We start from the raw sequence: 13,683 nt of genomic DNA on the forward strand, positions 1-13,683 counted from the left end.
TTAGCTTTCTCCTCTAGTTTAATGATGGATATACTTTCAGTTTATGCCTCCCTATCTGAATTTGCAATAAAAAAAAGACAAGGAAACATTCGATTAAATGTCCTTGCCTCTGTTTTTGAAAATCCTAAATCAAGCCTTTCACGCCTATATCTTTTCGATAGTACATTCCAGGAAATGAGTAATTATCCAATGTTTGATAAACTTTTTTGCGGGCTTCTTCAAGAGTCGAAGCAGTTGCTTCTGCTAAAAAGATTCGTCCGCCAGCCGAAACCAGAGCCTGTTCTGAACGAGTTACCCCTGCATAATAGATGGTTTCACCAGACATTTCGGGTAACGGTAGATTTGTCTTGTATTGATTAGGATAGCCTTCTGCTGCTACAACAACACCAACACTCGCTAACTCATTCCATACAATCGTTGGTTGCTCTTTCGCCAGCAATGAAGAAATTATTTCTGAAAGGGGACTCTCTAAACGGGCCAACACAACTTGTGTTTCTGGATCCCCAAATCGAGCATTAAATTCAATAACCTTGGGGCCAGTTGCTGTTTGGATTAAACCAGCATATAAAATCCCTTGAAACGGACGTTTTTCAGCCACCATTCCTTTAGCAGTCGGTTTCAGGACTTGACTAATGGCTTGCTGAACCGCTTCTTCTGGGATCTGAGGCACTGGTGTATAAGCGCCCATCCCCCCTGTATTCGGACCAGCATCCCCATCGAAAATCCGCTTATGATCTTGAGCAATCACCATCGGATATACCTTCTCATTAGAAACAAAAGCCATTAAGGAAAATTCTTCTCCTTGCAAAAATTCTTCGATTACAACCGTTTGACCGCTTGCTCCAAATTGTTGGTCCTCCATCATCGCAACTAGCGCCCGTTTTGCGGCTGCTTTTGTTTCGGCAACTACTACTCCTTTTCCAGCTGCCAAACCATCCGCCTTAATAACAATTGGTACTCCTTGCTGTTCAATATATTCTAAGGCAGGTGCCAAACGTCGAAAGACCCGATATTCCGCCGTTGGAATCTGGTATTTTTGCATAAAATCTTTCGCAAAACTTTTTGAACCTTCAATTATTGCAGCTGCTTTTGTCGGGCCAAAAATCAGTAATCCCGCTGCTTGAAAGGCATCTACAATCCCTTCAATTAATGGCGTTTCCGGTCCGACGAATGTCCAATCAATCTGATTATCCTTCGCAAATTGAATTAGTTCCGTTTGCTGCTCTTCACCGATAGGTACAGTCCGAATATTATCACCACTCATACCAGGATTACCTGGTGCACAATAAACAGTCTTGACTTTGTCTTCTTGCTGTAATTTTTTGGCGATTGCATGTTCACGACCACCACGCCCAATCACTAATATATTCATCGGTTTCTCCTTTAAAAATTAATGTTTGAAATGACGAGTCCCAGTAAAAATCATCGCAATACCATAATGATTCGCTAGATCGATTGATGCTTGGTCTTTAATGCTCCCGCCTGGCTGAATAATTGCTTGAATGCCATGTTGTGCAGCATATTCCACGCTATCTGCCATAGGGAAAAAGGCATCACTTGCTAAGACGGCCCCTTGTAATTTTCCAGCTGCTTGGGCTTGATCAACTGCAATTTTTACTGAACCAATTCGATTCATTTGACCAGCGCCAATCCCCACCGTTTGGCTTTCATTGGCTAAAACAATAGCGTTTGATTTTACATGCTTGACTGCTTTCCAAGCAAAGTTCAAGGCGTCTCTTTCGGCTGGTGTGGGTTGGCGCTCTGTAACAACTTGCCATGCTTGGTCATTTTCAACAACTGTATCTTGTTCTTGAATTAATAACCCGCCCATAACAGAAACTAATTCCACCGCTTTTTTTTCTTGAGCATGAAAATCTAATGTTAACAAACGAAGATTCTTTTTCTGAGATAACAGTGCCAGAGCTTCTTCTTCAAAACTAGGCGCAATAATTATCTCTAAAAAGATTTGATGCATTTCAGCCGCAGTCGCTTGGTCCACTGGACGATTCAAAACAACAATGCCACCAAAAATTGAAATTGGATCTGCTTCAAATGCCTGACGATAGGCTGCCAAAATCGTTTTTCCTGTTCCGATTCCACATGGGTTCATATGTTTAACAGCGACAACCGTAGGTTCTGTAAACTCGCTAGCAATCCGGAGCGCTGCATCAGCATCTCGAATATTGTTATATGACAGTTCTTTGCCATGAAGTTGTCGAGCGGAAGCAACGGATAATGATACAGGTACAACGGATTGATAAAAGGTGGCCTGTTGATGGCTATTTTCGCCATAGCGCAATGTTTGCTTACGTTCATAAGTAAGCGTCTGTTTCTCTGGTTCAGTTTCACCCACTTGCGTCGTTAAATAGTCAGCGATAAGCGCGTCATAAGAAGCGGTATGACGAAAGACTTTTGCTGCTAATCTTTTTCTAGTGGCTAACTGGCTAGTTCCAGTGCTGCTAATTTCACTTAATACCTGTTCATAATCACTAGGATCAACCACTGCTGTTACGTCTTGATAATTTTTTGCCGCTGAACGTAACATGCTAGGACCGCCAATATCAATCATTTCAATCGCTTCTGCTTCAGAGATCGCTGGTTTTAAAATTGTTTCTTTAAATGGATAAAGATTCACTACTACAAGGTCAATAAATTGAATGCCTTGTTCAGTCAGTGCTTTTTGATGCGTTTGGTTTCCCCTTTTTGCCAAAAGTCCGCCATGGATATTCGGATGTAACGTTTTGACACGACCATCTAACATTTCTGGAAAGCCAGTGATGTCGTCAATAGCAAGTGTCGGTACCCCCGCTTCTTCTAAGACAGTCCTTGTTCCCCCAGTGGAGATAACTTCAAAGCCATTTGCAACTAAGCCTGCTGCAAATGTTGTCACTCCTGTTTTGTCTGAAACGCTAATCAATGCTCTTTTGGTCATTTCATTGTCTCCTTTACAATTTGTGAAATTATTTTTGGGTACCATTCGTGCTCAAGAGCATGAATTTTCTCTGCTAATGTGTCCAATGTATCTTCAGTATCAATCTTGGTTGTTGTTTGAAAAATAATCGGTCCTGTATCAACCCCAGAGTCAACATAATGGATAGTGATTCCTGTTATTTTCACTCCATAATGAAATGCCTCTTCAATTCCGTGAAGACCTGGAAAACTAGGTAACAGAGAAGGATGAATATTGACGATTCTCTTTGGATAAGCCTCCAGTAAAGTCTTGCCGATAATTCTCAAATAACCAGCTAACACGATTAAATCGATCTGATGCTCTTTTAAATGTTTCAATACTTGTTCTTCATACTGCCCACGAGATGGAAAATCAGATGGTGAAAAGCAAACAACGGGAATCTTGCGTTTTTGGGCACGGGTCAATACATAGGCTTCAGGCTGGTCACAAAAGACTAAGCTCAACTGCCCTGCAATTTTTTTCTGGGAAAAAGCTGCAGCAATCGCCTCAAAATTGCTACCATTGCCAGATGCAAAAACAGCTATCTTCATAAGGCTTCCTTAAAAATAACGGCTTTCGTTTTCCTAGGTACCAAACGACCAATTTCAAAAGCTTCTGGCAAAAGCTCCTGAACTTTTTCAACATGCTCTGGACTCACCGCTAAAATCATCCCTAAGCCCATATTGAAAATTTCATACATTTCTTCAGATGGAATTTCACCGTATTTTTGAATCAATTTAAAAATTGGTAGCACTGGCCAACTATTTAATTGAATCTCTGCAGCTAATGAGGAAGAAAACATTCTTGGTAGATTTTCTAAAAACCCGCCGCCAGTAATATGCGCAGCCCCATGCACGAGTCCTGCTTTTAACAATGGCAATAATTCCTTCACATAAATTTTTGTTGGTGTTAATAATTCTTCCCCTAACGTTTTGGGTGCCAATTCTGGAAGCTTGTCCGTTGTTTTAAACGAATGTTTCTTAAAAAAAACATTTCTTACTAAAGAGTAACCATTAGAATGAAGACCACTTGAAGGAAGACCAATCAAGAAATCGCCTTCTTTTACGTTACTTGGAGTCAAGAGTTGACTTTTCTCAGCAATACCCACGGCAAAACCAGCCACGTCATAAGCATCTGCTTCATACATATCAGGCATTTCAGCTGTTTCGCCCCCAATTAAGGCTGCATTCGCCTCACAACAGCCAGCCGCAACACCCGCAACAATTGCTTCAACTTTAGCTGGATTAACGGTCCCTAACGCTAAATAATCTAAAAAATATAACGGTTCGGCGCCTTGTGCGACGACATCATTTACACACATTGCTACACAATCAATTCCGATTGTCTCGTGTTTCTGTTCTTCAATTGCCAAGAGTAACTTTGTGCCTACGCCATCCGTTCCTGATACCAAAACTGGTTCTTTAAGCTTGTAACTACTTAAATCAAAACAACCACCAAAACCACCAAGCATGCCCAACGTTCCCGTCCGTTGTGTCTTTTGGCTATGCTTTTGAATTCGTTCCACTACTTCGTATCCTGCCTCAACATTTACGCCAGCTTTTGAATAGGCATTTTCCATGTCAATTCCTCCTAGTTTCTTTTTTCAAGGATGCTTGATATTGTTCTTCATAATCATACAAAGGCGTTGGATAGTCTCCATTAAAGTAAGCCATACACAGCCCAGAATAAGGAGCATCATAATTTAATTGAATCCCATCAATCAGCCCTGCTTCACTCAAAAAAGCCAGCGAATCTGCGCCAATCTGCTCTTTGATCTCTTCAATTGAATAGTTTGCCGCAATTAGTTCGTCCCGCGTCTGTATATCAATGCCATAAAAACACGGATATTTTAATGGTGGTGAAGCAATTCTGACATGAACTTCTTGCGCTTCTGCTTCTTTTAATAAATGAATAATGCGCCGAATAGTGGTCCCGCGAACAATCGAATCATCTACTAAAATGACTTTTTTTCCTTTGACCACGCCGCGAACTGCCGATAGTTTCATACGGACACCTTGTTCTCTTAATTCTTGTGTCGGCTGGATGAACGTTCGAGCGACATATTGATTTTTTACTAAACCTAGTTCGTAAGGTATCTGTGCTTCTTCTGCATAGCCGCTAGCTGCAGACAATGACGAGTTCGGTACCCCAATTACCATATCAGCTGCGACTGGACTTTCGATTGCCAAGTTCTTCCCCATTCTTTTACGAGCTGTATGCACATTAACTCCAGCAATATTTGAATCTGGTCGTGCAAAATAAATATATTCCATTGCGCAAATCGCCGGTTGGACTTCCGTAGTGAAAACCTCTATTTTCAAGCCTTCATCAGAAATGATGACTACTTCACCAGGCGCCACATCTTGAATAAAGCGAGCCCCAACTGTTTCTAATGCACACGTTTCGGATGCCACAACGTACGCCCCATTGTTCATTTGTCCGATGGAGAGAGGGCGAAAGCCGTTGGGATCCAGTGCAGCAATCATCATCGTTTCTGTTAATAAAAGATAAGCAAAGCCACCCTTAACCAAATTCAAGCTCTCTTTTAATTTATCGAGAAACGAGGCAGCAGTGCTTTTTCGAATCAAGTGCATTAAAATTTCAGTGTCTGAATTGGAATGAAAAATAGCTCCTTCTCTTTCTAGTTGTTTTCGTAAACGCTTGGCATTTGTCAAATTGCCATTGTGTGCTAACCCAATTTGACTATCATAAAATTTAAATAAAAATGGCTGAATATTATCCACGCTACCCGTACCAGCGGTTGCATAGCGTACATGACCAATAGCCGCCGTTCCTTCTAACGCATTCAGTTGTTCTTGCTTTTGGAATACTTCTGCTAATAAACCTAAATCACGGTGGCCATCTAATTTCCCAGAATTGTTCGCCACAATTCCCGCGCCTTCTTGGCCTCGATGCTGCAAGCTGTGTAAGCCAAAATAGGTCACTTGTGCCGCATCAGGATGACCCCAAATACCAAAAATACCACACTCTTCATTTAAGCTTTTTGCTTCATAAGACATGGAATCGCATCCTCCCATAAGGCTTTGGCTTCTTTTGTTGAACAATTGATCACATCATCTAACGCATGAATGACCAAACCAGTTTCAGTCACTTTCCCAATATGTTGAGCTTTTCTTCCGATAAGTGTTTCAAACGCTTCTTGATGCTGGGGACTAACTGAAAGAATAAAACGGGATTGCGTCTCCGCAAATAGATATTCTTTTTTTAATGGCAGTGTCACCTGTAACCCCAGTTCGTTAGCAAAAGCCGACTCGGCTAAAGCAACGGCAACGCCACCTTCAGCGCAATCATGCGCGCTAGCAACTAGGCCTGCTTGAATTGCTTTTAAAACTAATTCTTGGTTTGCTTTTTCCTCTTTTAAATCAAATGAGCGTAATTGCCCTTCAATTCGCCCCAGTTGCATTTTTTGAATTTCTGAGCCGTTAAAATCTGCGTGGGTTTCACCGATGAGATAAATTAAGTCATCCACTTGTTTAAACGCTTGTGTGGTAATTTGTGAAACATCTTTAATCACTCCCACCATGCCAATCATTGGCGTTGGATAAATGGCTTGACCATCTGTTTCATTGTAAAGAGAGACGTTCCCTGAAATCACGGGTGTTCCTAGCTGACGGCAGGCTGCGGCGATTCCATCCGCCGACGTCCATAATTCCCAAAAACTTTCTGGTTTATCTGGGGAACCATAATTCAAGCAATCAGTGATAGCCAAAGGTTGTGCTCCACTTGCTACAATATTACGGGCTGCTTCTGCAACCGCAATTTGCCCACCTATTTCAGGATTTAAATACAAATAACGGCTATTACAATCTGTCGTCATCGCCAAGGCTTTATTGGTGCCCCGCACTCTTAAAACAGCTGCATCACTTCCTGGTTGCACCACTGTATTCGTTTGTACTTGACTATCATAGGTTTCGTAAACTGATTTTTTCGATGCAATCGTTGGCTGTTGCAATAGGTGTTTTAATAATTCCGTGCTATTCGTAATTTCTGGAATGAAGGGCGCTAATTTTTTAAAAGCACGCATCCGTTCTGGTTCTTGATAGGCTTTCTGGTAGACAGGGGCTTCTTCTGCCAAAGCATCTACTGGTACATCTGCGACTATTTTGCCACCGTGAAAGACACGATACTGTCCATCATCCGTTACGGATCCAATCGCTACCGCTTCTAAGTCATACGTTTGAAACAATTCACAAACTTGCTGTTCTGCTCCTTTTTCCACACAGATTAACATCCGCTCTTGGGACTCAGACAAGAGCATTTCATAGGGGCTCATCAGCGTCTCTCTCTGCGGAACTTTATCTAGCTCTAGAATCAGGCCTGAACCTGCTTTTGATGCCATTTCAGCACTTGAAGAAACCAAGCCAGCCGCCCCCATATCTTGGATGCCGATTAAAATATCTTGATGATTTTTGATTAAATCAAGACAAGCTTCCAATAATAATTTTTCCATAAACGGATCACCTACTTGTACCGCAGATCGTTGCTGTTCTTCACCTTCACTAAATTCTTCTGAAGCAAAGGTCGCACCATGAATTCCATCTCGTCCTGTTTTTGCACCTACATAAAGAATGCTATTTCCGACGCCTTTTGCTTGGCCTTTTTGAATCTCATCATGACGAATCAATCCCACACACATAGCATTAACAAGTGGGTTTCCTTGATAACATGGCTCAAAAGCAATTTCGCCGCCAACGGTTGGAATACCAATACAATTTCCATAACCGCTAATCCCCGCCACAACTTCTTGAAACAAATAACGTGTTCGTGCATCCGTCAGTTCGCCAAATCTTAGCGAATCCAGTAAAGCAATCGGCCGCGCCCCCATACTGAAAATATCGCGAATAATTCCACCAACGCCTGTAGCTGCTCCTTCGTAAGGTTCTACTGCAGAAGGATGATTATGGCTCTCTGCTTTAAAAACAACAGCTAATCCGTCACCAATATCGACAATCCCAGCTCCTTCACCAGGGCCTTGAAGCACTTGTGGCCCTTCCGTCGGAAACTTTTTTAAAACGGGCTTGGAATTTTTGTAAGAGCAATGTTCACTCCACATCACGGAGAATAAGCCAGTTTCTGTATAATTAGGTTCTCTTTGCAAAATGGTCTCAATCTGATGATATTCTTCATCTGTTAGACCCCATTCTGCATACAACCGTGTCTCCTTGATTTCTTTTGGTGTTGGTTCATTCATCATTGGCTTAATTCCTTTCCAAAGTTTTTAATGATTGAAGCAAAAAAGCTGCGTCCATCTGTTGAACCTAACAATTCTTCCATCGCTCGTTCCGGATGAGGCATCATTCCTAGAACATTGCCCTGTTCATTACAAATACCAGCAATATTCGCAAGACTACCGTTCACCTTTTCTTGATACGTAAAAACAATTTGGTTCTTTTCTTTCAGCTCTTTCAACGTTTTTTCATCACAATAGTAATTCCCTTCGCCATGTGCTACTGGTAAATGTATCGAAACATTTTCAGGATACTCGCTTGTAAACTTTGTGTGCGTATTCACTTTCAATGGGACACTTTTACAAATAAAACGAAGCGAATCATTTCTTAGCAACGTGCCAGGAAGTAAGCCAATTTCTGTTAAAATTTGAAAGCCATTACAAGTACCAAAAACCATTTTGCCTTCTGTAGCAAAGCGAATCACCTCATTGATAATTGGCGAAAACCGAGCAATTGCACCACAACGTAAGTAATCGCCATAAGAAAAACCACCAGGCAACAATACGCCATCAAATTTTGCTAAAGAAGTGGCATCGTGTCGGACAAATTCTGCATCGACGCCCATCACCTCTTTGACAGCCCACAATAAGTCTGCATCACAATTGGATCCTGGAAAAACAATCACTGCCAATTTCATTTAAATTTCCTCCAAAGATAAAATTTCAAAACGATAGGATTCCATATTTACATTGGCTAATAGTTGATCACAAATTTGTTCAATTTTCTCTTCAATTGCTTCTGCCTGCTGGACGTGCATTTCAAAATACTTACCGACACGGATTTCGGCTACTTCTGTAAAACCAAGCCGATGGACTGCTTCCTTAACCGCTTCACCTTGGGGATCCAAAATTGATTCTTTATACGTAACATAGACTTTGACAAAATACATACGCGCTTCCTCCTCAATTAGCTGTTAGTAAACGTTGTAAAACTTCTTCATATACAGGAACTATTTCTCCTAATTCACGGCGATAAACATCTTTATCCAGATGTTCGTTTGTGTTTAAATCCCATAGACGACAGGTGTCTGGAGAAATTTCATCTGCCAGTAACAATTGATTGGCCTTCGTCCGACCAATCTCGATTTTAAAATCGATCAAACAAATATTGAGGCGTTGAAAGAGTTGACTAAGCGCCTGATTAATTTGTAAAGCCAATGCTTTAATCTCCACAATTTCAGCAGGAGTGGCTACTTTTAGAAATTGAATATGGTCTTCGTTAATAAAAGGATCATCCAGACGATCTTCTTTGTAATAAAATTCAATAATGGGCGTCACTAATTTAGTGCCCTCTTCAATCGCTAAACGCTTTGAAAAACTTCCTGCCGCATAATTACGTACGACAACTTCCAAAGGAATCATTTCTACGGCCTGAATTAATTGTTCGTGTTCAGATACTTTTTTGATAAAATGATTGGGAATCTTCTGTTGCTGTAAATGTTCAAAAATCAGACTAGTGATTTGATTATTTAAAGCGCCTTTCCCAAGAACTTTGTCTTTTTTTTGACCGTTTAAAGCTGTTGCTTGATCAAGATATTCCACAAAAAGAACCGCTGCATTTTCTGTTTGATACAACTTCTTCGCTTTTCCTGTATACACAAGTGCTTTCTTTTCCATTCTTTCCCTCTTCTCGTTAGCTTCATGAACCCTATTCTTTCTAAGTCAGCTGATTTACATCAGACAAAGACTTACATTAGTTACAAAAAAACAACAATCGTTCGTGTTTGTCGAATGTAAAAATAAAAAACTTGCTTGGAGCAAGCATTTATTAAGTTACGTTCCAAATACCAACAGTCTCAATTTCCTTTAACGTTTCTGATAAGCAAGGTGTTGTAATGGTGACGTGGCCCATTTTTCTGCCAACTTTTGATTCGGCTTTTCCATAGTAATGGACTTGCCAAGTGGGTTTTGACGTGCATAACTGGTAGCTTTTTTCTAAGTGTTCGCCTAAGAGATTCACCATAACCACTGATTGAAGTAATTGGGGTAACCCAATGCCCCAATTGCTAATCCCTCGAATATGCGCATCAAATTGACTAAATGAGCAAGCTTCAATAGAGTAATGACCTGAGTTATGAGGCCGTGGCGCTAATTCATTGACGTACAACTCTTCTGAATCCGTTAAAAACATTTCGATAGCTAAAACCCCAGATAGATTTAATTCCTCAGCAATGTATTGCGCCAATTCCGCTGCTTTTTGTTGCACATTCTCAGAAATTCGTGCTGGCACAATTGATTCATGCAAGATATTCTTTCGATGAATGTTTTCAGATACAGGAAAGCTTTGGTAACCATGCTTATTCCCTGCAACGATGATTGAAAGTTCTTTAGTGAAAGGCACCCACTTTTCTAATTCACAAGTGGCGTTAGCTAATAATTTAGTCGCTTGGGAGAAATCCTCTGCGCATTTTAAGACGACTTGTCCTTTTCCATCGTATCCACCTTGAATAGTTTTTAAGACACATGGAAAACCAATCTTTTCTGTTGCTTGTGGCAGCTCTTTCTGACTTTTCACTTCCGCAAAAGGGGCAATCTTACAGCCAATTGATTGAAGAAACGTTTTTTCAAGCAATCGATTTTGAGTAATTTTTAACAATTCTGTTCCTTGTGGCAGCTTTTCTAGTGGAATGGCCTTTTCTAGGGAGGCCACTTCAATATTTTCAAATTCATAGGTGATCACATCGCATAACTCTGCTAGTTCAGTTAAAGCAGATGTCTGATCAAAGGCTGCCACAATTTGACGGTCAGCTACTTGACCAGCTGGACTATTGAGCGTTGGGTCCAACACAATCATTTGGAAACCCATTTTTTTACCACTCATGACTAGCATTCGCCCTAACTGTCCTCCACCTATAATGCCAATAGTTGCTCCGACTTTTAAAGGTTTATTCAAGTTGTTCCCCACTTTCCATAACCGCTTTTTCCAATGATTGTCGTCTTGCTTGGATTCTTTCTGCTAACTGTAAATCATCAATACTTAGTATTTCTGCAGCTAATAACCCAGCATTGGTAGCACCTGCTGAGCCAATCGCAGTTGTTGCTACAGGAACTCCGCCTGGCATCTGCACAATAGACAACAGTGAATCAATACCGTTTAATGTTCGTGTTTTAACTGGAACACCAATGACAGGTAAGGTTGTCTTTGCAGCTACCATCCCTGGTAAATGGGCCGCTCCACCAGCGCCAGCGATAATAACCTTCAATCCTTTTGTTCGTGATTCCTCTGCAAAACGAAACATCAAATCAGGGGTCCTATGTGCTGATATCACTCGTTTTTCATAAGGAATTCCCAACTCTTCCAACACAAGACAAGCAACTTTCATCGTTGCCCAGTCTGAGGTACTTCCCATAATCACAGCGACTAATGGTTTCATGAATGTAATAACTCCTTCCGCCTTTTTTCACTGTTATTCTAACAATGAGAAAAAGAGATGTCAAAGAAAAACCGAAATATTATAGATTAAAATTATATAATGTTCGTATTTACTAAAAAAAGAGTCATCGGAAAGATGACTCTTTTTTGCTATTTTTAGCGTTGCTTCCTCTTTAAGAAGAAACGTCGCCTGTATTAATAACTGGTTGTGTGCCTTTATCAGTAATGATTGAGACTAGTAAATTATTAATAAGTTGTACTTTTCGTTCATCGGTAAAATTAATTTCTTGCCCTTCTTCGATCTGTTCTAAGGCCATTTGTGTCATGCTTACCGCACCTTCAACAATTGTTTGTCGAGCCGCTAAGATTGCTTTTGCTTGCTGTCTTTGCAACATGGAGCTAGCAATTTCAGTTGCATAAGCTAAATGATTCAACCGTGTTTCGATAACCTCTACACCAGCCACTGCTAAGCGTTCTTGCAATTCTTTGGTTAACTCCTCGGAAATTTGTTCGGTATTTCCTCGCAGAGTTACATCATTATCTGAAAAAGTGTCATAAGGATATTGTGTTGCTACATGCCGGATTGCCGTTTCGCTTTGAATTTCCACAAAGTCTTGATAATAATCGACATTAAATAACGCCTTAGCTGTATCGACTACTCGAAAAACGATGACCGCAGAGATTTCGATTGGATTCCCGTCAGAGTCATTGACTTTTAATAGAGAACTATTGAAATTTCGTACTTTCAAAGAAATGTTCATTTTTTGCGTAAATGGAATGGTAATAAACAACCCATTTTCTTTAATCGTGCCTAAGTAGCGACCAAAAAATAAAATAGCTTTCGCCTGGTTGGGACTAACAATGGTTAAGGAACTTAAAAATAAAATAGCCCCAACTAACAAAATAATACCTAAAACAACAAGAACACCATTGGTATGACTCGCTCCATAAATAAATAAACCAATTCCCGCAATTAAAATAACTAATAAGCTCGCAATTCCTACGTAGCCACTCATATAAAATGTTTTTTTCTCTTCCATCTGTTTCACTCTCCTAACTCATTTATCTGGTCCTTATTATACACCTCATTGCCTTCAATAGAGTAACTTTTAACATTAAATAAACTGATTTTTTCGGGGCTCTTGTAGTATACTGAGAACAAAGAAATCCCAAGAAAAGGAGTGATAGAATGCGCTATTTAAGCAAGGACATTTTAGAGGAAGTCATCACTCAACGCCCCTCCGACTCTTATAAAAGCAATTTTGGGCGTGTCGTATTAATCGGAGGAAACCGTCAATATGGCGGAGCCATCATCATGAGTACCGAAGCGTGTATCAATAGTGGCGCTGGTCTCACCACTGTGATTACTGATGTTAAAAATCACGGGCCTTTACATGCAAGATGCCCAGAAGCGATGGTCGTGGGCTTTGAAGAAACAGTCCTTCTGACGGACGTCGTAGAGCAAGCGGAGGTTATTTTAATTGGTCCAGGTTTAGGCTTAGATGCTACTGCACAACAAATATTAAAGATGGTACTCGCCCAACATCAAAAACAACAATGGTTAATTATCGATGGCTCAGCGATTACCCTGTTTAGCCAAGGCAATTTTTCCCTTACCTATCCTGAAAAAGTTGTTTTCACACCTCATCAAATGGAATGGCAACGTTTGAGTCACTTACCTATTGAGCAACAAACACTGGCAAATAACCAGCGCCAACAAGCAAAATTAGGCAGTACGATTGTTTTAAAAAGTCATCGCACCACAATTTTCCACGCAGGAGAACCTTTTCAAAATACAGGTGGCAACCCTGGGATGGCTACTGGCGGAACTGGGGATACCTTGGCTGGCATCATTGCTGGTTTTTTGGCTCAGTTTAAGCCGACAATTGAAACCATTGCTGGCGCCGTTTACTTACACAGTCTCATTGGAGATGATTTGGCCAAAACCGACTATGTTGTTTTACCAACGAAGATTAGTCAAGCCTTACCGACATATATGAAAAAATATGCACAGTCACACACTGCACCTGATTCTGAACTATTGGAACAGAAGCGTTCGAGATAAAACCCGAAAAGGCTAAATGGTGACAAATTTTGGGTTAAAAAGCAGGA

At 40.7% G+C, this 13,683-nt stretch carries 13 protein-coding genes; 1 reads left to right on the top strand and 12 read right to left on the bottom strand.

The features are described 5' to 3' along the window. Positions 1 to 124: 124 nt before the first annotated feature. The 12 genes from purD to IGL23_RS07600 form a co-directional block, all read right to left on the bottom strand. Positions 125 to 1,372 carry a phosphoribosylamine--glycine ligase gene (gene purD / locus IGL23_RS07545; protein ID WP_033594805.1) on the bottom strand — a complete coding sequence of 416 codons (1,248 nt, stop codon included), beginning with the start codon at positions 1,370 to 1,372 and terminating at the stop codon, positions 125 to 127. An 18-nt stretch (positions 1,373 to 1,390) separates the two neighbouring features. Continuing rightward, positions 1,391 to 2,977 carry a bifunctional phosphoribosylaminoimidazolecarboxamide formyltransferase/IMP cyclohydrolase gene (purH, locus tag IGL23_RS07550; protein ID WP_373419614.1) on the bottom strand — a complete coding sequence of 529 codons (1,587 nt, stop codon included), beginning with the start codon at positions 2,975 to 2,977 and terminating at the stop codon, positions 1,391 to 1,393. Continuing rightward, the gene (gene purN, locus IGL23_RS07555; RefSeq protein ID WP_002360141.1) at positions 2,929 to 3,501 is read right to left on the bottom strand and encodes a phosphoribosylglycinamide formyltransferase; all 573 of its coding nucleotides are present in this window, start codon (positions 3,499 to 3,501) and stop codon (positions 2,929 to 2,931) included. Before purN ends, purH begins: the two co-directional genes overlap by 49 nt. After that, entirely contained in the window at positions 3,498 to 4,529 is a 1,032-nt protein-coding gene (gene purM / locus IGL23_RS07560) for a phosphoribosylformylglycinamidine cyclo-ligase (RefSeq protein ID WP_033594809.1), read from the bottom strand. The genes purN and purM overlap by 4 nt, the downstream gene beginning before the upstream one ends. Position 4,530: 1 nt before the next feature. Next, a complete protein-coding gene (purF, locus tag IGL23_RS07565; RefSeq protein WP_002382407.1) occupies positions 4,531 to 5,970 on the bottom strand; it encodes an amidophosphoribosyltransferase in 1,440 nt (479 codons plus the stop codon). Then, positions 5,946 to 8,165, bottom strand: coding sequence for a phosphoribosylformylglycinamidine synthase subunit PurL (gene purL, locus IGL23_RS07570; protein WP_033594811.1), 2,220 nt, complete (start codon positions 8,163 to 8,165; stop codon positions 5,946 to 5,948). The genes purF and purL overlap by 25 nt, the downstream gene beginning before the upstream one ends. After that, on the bottom strand, positions 8,162 to 8,836 hold the full coding sequence (gene purQ, locus IGL23_RS07575) for a phosphoribosylformylglycinamidine synthase subunit PurQ (RefSeq protein ID WP_002361952.1): 675 nt from the start codon (positions 8,834 to 8,836) through the stop codon (positions 8,162 to 8,164). The genes purL and purQ overlap by 4 nt, the downstream gene beginning before the upstream one ends. Next, positions 8,837 to 9,088, bottom strand: coding sequence for a phosphoribosylformylglycinamidine synthase subunit PurS (purS, locus tag IGL23_RS07580; RefSeq protein WP_010820034.1), 252 nt, complete (start codon positions 9,086 to 9,088; stop codon positions 8,837 to 8,839). It abuts the gene before it with no gap. 13 nt (positions 9,089 to 9,101) lie between these two features. Continuing rightward, positions 9,102 to 9,815, bottom strand: coding sequence for a phosphoribosylaminoimidazolesuccinocarboxamide synthase (purC, locus tag IGL23_RS07585; protein WP_002357270.1), 714 nt, complete (start codon positions 9,813 to 9,815; stop codon positions 9,102 to 9,104). A 151-nt stretch (positions 9,816 to 9,966) separates the two neighbouring features. Beyond that, positions 9,967 to 11,091 carry a 5-(carboxyamino)imidazole ribonucleotide synthase gene (gene purK / locus IGL23_RS07590; protein WP_033594813.1) on the bottom strand — a complete coding sequence of 375 codons (1,125 nt, stop codon included), beginning with the start codon at positions 11,089 to 11,091 and terminating at the stop codon, positions 9,967 to 9,969. After that, positions 11,084 to 11,572 carry a 5-(carboxyamino)imidazole ribonucleotide mutase gene (purE, locus tag IGL23_RS07595; protein WP_002394946.1) on the bottom strand — a complete coding sequence of 163 codons (489 nt, stop codon included), beginning with the start codon at positions 11,570 to 11,572 and terminating at the stop codon, positions 11,084 to 11,086. Before purE ends, purK begins: the two co-directional genes overlap by 8 nt. Positions 11,573 to 11,744: 172 nt before the next feature. Continuing rightward, positions 11,745 to 12,611 (bottom strand): SPFH domain-containing protein, encoded by an 867-nt coding sequence (locus IGL23_RS07600; protein ID WP_002357267.1) that lies wholly within the window; start codon positions 12,609 to 12,611, stop codon positions 11,745 to 11,747. 149 nt (positions 12,612 to 12,760) lie between these two features. Between IGL23_RS07600 and IGL23_RS07605 the strand changes: the two genes are divergently transcribed. After that, positions 12,761 to 13,636, top strand: a complete 876-nt coding sequence (locus IGL23_RS07605) for an NAD(P)H-hydrate dehydratase (RefSeq protein ID WP_002408878.1) — start codon at positions 12,761 to 12,763, stop codon at positions 13,634 to 13,636. The last annotated feature ends 47 nt before the right edge of the window (positions 13,637 to 13,683 follow it).

Origin of the sequence: Enterococcus sp. MSG3299 (genome assembly GCF_050555765.1) — a bacterium.
GTDB lineage: Bacteria > Bacillota > Bacilli > Lactobacillales > Enterococcaceae > Enterococcus > Enterococcus faecalis.